Below are 6,660 nucleotides of genomic sequence, written 5' to 3'. Positions count from 1 at the left end.
GCGGGAATGACGGTTCGGGCATTCCTTAAATTACCCGTGTATCGCTGTAAATCTTAGAGATGGCGGAATATAGCGGATTAACAAAAACCGGTACAGCGTTGCCTCGCCTTAGCTCAAAGAGAACGATTCTCTAAGGTGCTGAAGCACCGAGTGAATCGGTTCCGTACTATCTGTACTGTCTGCGGCTTCGTCGCCTTGTCCTGATTTTTGTTAATTCCCTATATCGATTCTGTTCCCTTGCAGGCGGACGGCGGAAAAGCAGGTTTTCAAATGTCCGGTTTGGCGGCGCGCCTTTCAGACGGCATGGCGGCGGAGAGTGCCATGCCGTCTGAAAACCGTTTATTTCCCTTTGCCGTTTCCGGCGGAGTCTTTTTTGTCCGAACCGAAGAGGCGGTCGAAACGTATGGTGTATGTCAGCTCGCCGCCCGATGAAAGGCTGCCGATACGGGCAACCGCCTGTATGGCGTGGGTCAGCCGGTAAATCAGTTTGACGGACTGTTCCGCGCTGGAAATGCCGTATTCGTAGCCGATGTAGAGTTTGCCGGTCAGTTGTTTGCCGACGGTCAGCACCTGTTCGGCGGGGTTGAGTTCGCCGGTTTGCGCGTTGCGGCTGCGCTTGCTGGTAAAGCCCAAATCATCCACCAGCCCGATGCGGTCGTTGATTTGTCCGGCAAGCAGCGCGCCTGCGGCTGCGGACAGGGCGGCATTGTCGCCGCTGCTGCCGCTGCCGGCGCGGTTGAGAATGAGCCAGGAGAGCTTGTCTTTTTCACTCATCGGTTCGTTTGCCGTCAGCGTAATACGCGGGCTGTTGAGACTGCCCAATATTTCCACGCCCGCACCGACGGGGGAAAGGCGGCGTTCGGCGCGAATGTTGAGGTTGGGGTCGTTGAGCGGGCCGACAAAGGAGACCGTGCCTTTGGTAATGTCCAAATCCTGCCCATATGCCTTGTAACGCCCTTTGATGACGCGGACCGTGCCCACGCCCCGCACGCTTCCGCCTGGTTGCGCGGTCAGGGTCAGTTTGCCGCCTATGGTAACGTCCGCGCCGTAGCCGGCGAAGCGGATGCTGTCATTGAGGTCTAAAGTCAGGTTCATATTGACGGGGAGCGGTGCCGCCGCCTCTTTCTTGACTTCGCCCAATACGACGACATCGTCGCCGACGGACGGCATCGAGGATTTTTGCGAACCGAACAGCCCCTGATCCGTTTTAATCATCCCGGTAACGGATATGCCTTTTTGCGGCGAATAGCGCAGGCGGGTGTTGCCGGAAACCGTCAGGCGGCGGTTGGGGCGGGACAGGATGCGGTATTTGTCGAACACCGCGCCGATATCGACATCGGGTCCGCTGTTTTCCATACCGACCGTGCCGGAGAGTTCCGCCGTCCCTTCGTGCCGGAATTTCAGGCTGTCGATTACCCATTTCCTGCCTGCGATATGCGAACGCAGCGAGCCGTTGTCCAAGATGATGCCTTGGGTTTGGTTGCGGTAATAGAGTTTGTCGCCGTTGATGCTGCCGCCCAAGTGCGGGTCGGTGATGCTGCCGCCGAGGGTTACGGCGGCATTCAGGCTGCCTTTGACGGTTTGTCCGACCGGTAGGAAGTTGCGGAATACTTCGGCATCGGCAACGGTCAGGTTGAGCCTGCCGCCCAAAGGCGCGGTATCGAAAGAGCGGCTTTGCCCGACGGTGATGTTGCCGTTGATTTTCCCGTAGTTGCTGCTACCGTTGACGGCGGCATTGACGGACGGAGAGCTTACCCGCCCGCCGATATGCGCGTCGGTGTTCAGGCTGCCGGTGATATTTTGTACGGTAGCGGGCAGAAAGGGCTTTAATGCGCCCAAGTCGGGAAGGGAGGCGGTAATCCTGCCGCCGAGCGGTGCATTTGCCATATTGCCGCTGAAGGCGTTGGCGATGCCCAAATCGGCGTTAATCCGTCCGAAACGCGCGCCGCCGTCAAGCAGGATTCCGATGCGATCGTTTTGAAAGCGCGTTTTCAGGGAAAATGCGTTCAAACCCAAAGCCTGCCCGCCGGGCAATACGGCATCGCCGCTTTGCCGGCTGATATTGAGGTAGCCGCGCGCGTTGTGCCCGTAGGCNACATCCCAGTCGCCGTTTAAAACCAGATTGTGTTCGAAGGGCGGTTTGAAGAAATTGTGCAACTCGGCGATGTGCAGTCCGCGTGCGCTGCCTTTTGCCGATATGCCGGTTTTCCTGTCCCAAGAAAAGTGTTGCAGGTTGAGGCTGCCGCCCATTGCCTGCCAATTTGCCGCACTTGCCGCCACGCGTTCCGCACCGGCTTCGAGCGTCATACGGTTTTGCAGCTTGAGGTTGAATGCGCCGCCGATGTCGAGGATGCCGATGCTGCCTTTCCATCGGGTAAGTTCCCTGTTGATGCCGCCTGAAGCGTCCAAATCGAATTTGAACGGTTTGCCGTCCAGGGTCATGGCGGCATGCGTACGGATACGGTGTTGCGCGCCCGTGCCGTCCAGTATCAGGTCGGCGGTATCGACAACCGCCGCCCCGCCCGACAGCGAAAGGCGGCTGCCTTTGATGTCGGCGCGTATCGGGCGGCTTGTGTCGGGCGAACCTTTGAGCGTGAAATCGAGCGAACGGATGTCTGCCGCCTTGCCGATGTGGAGGTTGCGCGCCGCGCCGGAAAGGTCGGTTTCAAAGGTTCGGATGCCGCCGTCCAAATCGCCGGAAAGATGGCCGTGTATGTTTAACAAGCCTTCCAGTCCGAAACCGAAGCGGGATAAATCGGGGGCGGTGATATTGAGGTTGAGCCGGTCGCCTTTTTTACCAAAGCTGCCGTCTGTTTTAATAATGTTCTGTCCCAGCCGCAAATCGACGGCGGCGCGCGGAAGGTGGCGGGATTCGTAAATAATGTCGGCATGACCGTTAAGCGGTACGCCGTTGAGTATACTGGGGGAAAACCGCATTTTGCTCGCAAACTGCTCTTTTGCCAGTTCGCCTGCAAGGTTTATTGAGCCGTTGATATTGCCTGACGGAAACTTCGGGTCGATATGTGCGGGGTTGAATGCTTGGGAGCGGATATCGAGTTTGAGCAGGCGGTCTTTAAACAGTTCGAGGTAGCCCTGGGCAGACAGGCTGCCTTGCCCTGCTTCAATGCCAACGGTGTCGAACACCAGTTTTTGCTGTCCGTTTGCGGGGTCGCTTGCGATGGCGAGGCTGCCGTGCGTGCGTGCCGTACCGTTGCTGAGTTTCCAAGTGATGCCAGGTGAGGCGGTTGGGCCTTTGATGCCGATATTTCCGTTCAACTTGCCGTTGATTGCGGTTTGAATCACATCATTCGAGCCGACAGAGTCTATACCTATATCCAGTTGCAGGATGTTTTTTCCGGTATCGATATCGCCGGACAGGTTGATATTTCCCCATTCGAGCAGGGCAATGTCCGCATCATCAATATGTACCACACCATCCTGACCGATGACGAAGTCTCCCAAAATTTGTCGGACGGGGATGCTGTTGCGGTCGGCAAAACCGGCCTCGGTATTTTCCAGGTCGAGAGAACCATCCAGTGCTATGCCGTCTGAAAAAGACGGAATGGCGGTCAGGTCAAAGTTAAGCCTTGCTTTGGGTAGGGAGGGCAGGAAGGCGGACGGATTGATGTTGAATCCTTTAATCAGCACTTCTTCCAATGTTTTATCCAATGATTCGGCAAACGGGTGGATGACGGATTTCCCCGATAAATGGATATTGTCGCCATCCAGTATCAGGTCGGTGCGCATATCCTGCAAACTGCCCCACAGGCGCGCCGTACCGTGTATGGTTTCGCCTTCCAGTTCGCCTTTGGTGTAGATGGCAGTGTTGAGGACAAAAGGTTTTTTCAGACCGATTACGACTGCGCCGGTCGATTTGCTCCATGGGGTGTCGGCGGTTTTCAGGTTGAGACGGTGTCCTTTGATGTTATAACGGTATGAAGCATCCAGCCGTTCGAGATAGACGGTTTGTTTGTCAAAGGTTTTGCCGACGCTGATTTTGCCCGTCTCGAAGCGGTCGAGATAGACGGCGGCAGGCAGGTCTATGCTGTCGGGAAGGCTGAGCGGCGGGCGTTCTTCTTTAGGCGGAGTCGGTTTGGTAACGATAGCGATGTCGCCGGCGGAAATTTCGGTAATGTGCAGGCTGCGGTGCATCAGTTCGGACGGTTTCCATGCGAAGCGGAAGCGGCTGATTTTAAGGTCTGCACCCTCGGTTTCTATCGACCAGTTGTCGCCGTCGAAGCCGTCGAGCAGCGTGCCTTTGAGGTTTTGGGAGGAAATGTTTACGCCGAACCACGACGGGATTTGGTACAGCCCGAAACGCAAACCGGATTCCGTACCGGCGAGCCAGCTGAGGAAACATGCTGCCAAAATCAGGACAGACAGCAGTGCCGCCGACAGCTTCAGCAGCGGGCGGCGTTTTTTTGCCGGCGGGGCAGGGCGGTGTTCAGACGGCATTTTGCGCGTGCCGTTTTTGGTCGGATCGGTATCTGTCGGTGCGGTATCGGTCATAATGTCTGTTTCAAAATAGTTTGCTGCAATGCCGTCTGAAGCGGCCGTATCGGTTTAGAAACGCGTTCCCAGGCTGATGTGCCAGCGGATTTTCTTATCGCTGTGCCCGTAGGCGATGTCGAAGGAAAACGGCGCGAGCGGGCTGAACCAGCGCACACCCAAACCGGAGCCGTGTTTCAGCTCCATACGTTTGAAATTGGCGGCGGCATCGCCCATATCGTGGAACACTGCGCCGGACAGGGTGCGCGTAAACGGCAGTTGGTATTCCAGGCTGCCCACCAAGAGGGCGCGTTCTGGCAGGACCGATCCGTTCGGACCGGCAAGCCCGATGCTGTCGAGTTCGTAACCGCGCACGGAAGACGCGCCGCCGCTGCGGAACATCAGCCCTGAAGGAACGTCGGCATTGTCGCGGGCAACGGTGTAACCCGCTTGTCCGCGTATGATGAATGTGCCGAGTTTTTTGTTTTCGGGCGTGAAGAAATAACCTGCGCGGGCGGAAGCGCGGATCAGCGCGGTGGAGGACAGGAATGTGCCCAAAGTCGTACCGATTTTGCCGTCGAGGTAATAGCCGTTTTCGGGGTGCAACGCGTTGTTGAGCAACTGGCGTTTCCAAGAGACGGTCAGCATCGTGGCGTGGCTGTTGCCCAAATCGACATCCGAGCCGGGGATTTTCCGGCCTTCTGCGAGAAACTCCGCCCCCAGCCTGGCATCAATGCCCGCGCGGTCGCGCACATACCAGATGCCGCCGGAGAAGGCGCGTTTTTCGAGGTTTTGGGTGGTCGAACGGTTGTAGGAAACGTTGCTTGTCCAGTATTTGCCCCTGTAGTTGCGGGGTTGGCTGATACCAGCGGCAAGCGTGGTTTCGTATTTGTCCATATCCCAGACGACTGAGCCGATATAGCCTTTGTTGAAGAGGTTGTAATAGTCGTAGGCGATTTTGCCGCCCAAGCCGTATTTCGAATCGAGGCGGATGCCGGTTTCGAGCTTGTGGCGTTTGACCTCGGTTACGCTGACTTTGACGGGGACGCGGTCGCCTTGGAGGCGGTCGAAGTCGGCTTGTACGGACGCGCCGGAATAATGCCCGTTTTGTTCGAGCGCCTGTTGGAAGTCGAGCAGCAGGTCGAGGTCGTACGGCATACCGGGCTGGAAACGCGCAAGGCCGGAAACGATTTGTTCAGGGTAACGCTGTGTGCCGGTGATTTCAAAGTCGCCGAAGGCGATGGGGCGGCCGCTGTCCACGACGACGTTCAAATCGGCGGTGGCGGTATCGGGGTTGACGGCCGCCCGGGTGTTGCCGAGCTTGGCAAGCGGGTAGCCTTTGCGCGTTACCGCGCCGAGGACGGAAGTTTTGCTGTTTTCCCAACTGTCCTGGTCGAAATCGCTGCCTACCGGCTGCTGCCAGTTTTCCATCGCGTTGCGGTAGTATTCGGCGAGGTTGCCGTCTGAAAGGATGTCGCCGAGGATGGCGACGCCGACGTTGGCGATTTTGGTGCGCGGGCCGGGTATGATATGTACTGTGTAGCCGCCGTCTTTTTCCGTCAGGCTGACTTTGCTGCTGAAATAGCCTTTGCTGCGGAGCATGGTTTTGACGTTGTCCGGCGCTTCTTCGGCAAGGAAGCCCACCTGTTCCTTATCCAAAACCTCTTCCTGCTGCTGCGTGATGAGCGGCAGGTGTTCTTCTATCATATCTTTAATTTCACTGTCTTGCGTATCGATACTGATGGGAAATTTGGGTTTTAATTTGACCGATTCGGTGTCTGTATTTTTATTTTTCGTCAGTATGGAACCCTCTGCCTTATTTTCGGTATGGTCGGCGGCAAGCGCATGTACGGATGGGAAGAAAGATAGAACCAGAAGGAGCGGGGCGGGCAGTTTGATCATAATGGTATGCGTGTCGGGCGGTGGTGTCGGTCTTTTTGATTCTAACATTGTTTCTACTGGGTTTTGAACGGCTGCCTTATATTGTTTGAAAGGGATAAGGCATTTCAGACGGCATATAAATTTCGGGCATTTTAACGGTTGTGGTTTATTGTGTCTTTATTTATTTGTTTGATGGTATTTTGTTTTAAATCGGCATGCGGAAAAAATAAAAAAACACGGGAGATGAGATTTCTTTTAAAATACAACGTTTCTTAACATATAACAACATAA

Annotated in this window: 2 protein-coding genes; both read right to left on the bottom strand. The window is 55.9% G+C overall.

All coding sequences use genetic code 11. The annotated features are described in order from the left end of the window. Positions 1–339 precede the first annotated feature (339 nt). A complete protein-coding gene (locus ACRPFF_RS03380; RefSeq protein WP_432673785.1) occupies positions 340–4,509 on the bottom strand; it encodes a translocation/assembly module TamB domain-containing protein in 4,170 nt (1,389 codons plus the stop codon). 54 nt (positions 4,510–4,563) lie between these two features. Beyond that, positions 4,564–6,438 (bottom strand): autotransporter assembly complex protein TamA, encoded by a 1,875-nt coding sequence (locus tag ACRPFF_RS03375; RefSeq protein WP_432673784.1) that lies wholly within the window; start codon positions 6,436–6,438, stop codon positions 4,564–4,566. Between the last annotated feature and the right edge of the window lie 222 nt (positions 6,439–6,660).

It is taken from the genome of Neisseria sp. SLRRB23 (genome assembly GCF_050896295.1).
Classification (GTDB): domain Bacteria; phylum Pseudomonadota; class Gammaproteobacteria; order Burkholderiales; family Neisseriaceae; genus Neisseria.
Note: the sequence above shows the minus strand (reverse complement) of the source record. Positions and strands in the feature narration are given on the sequence as shown.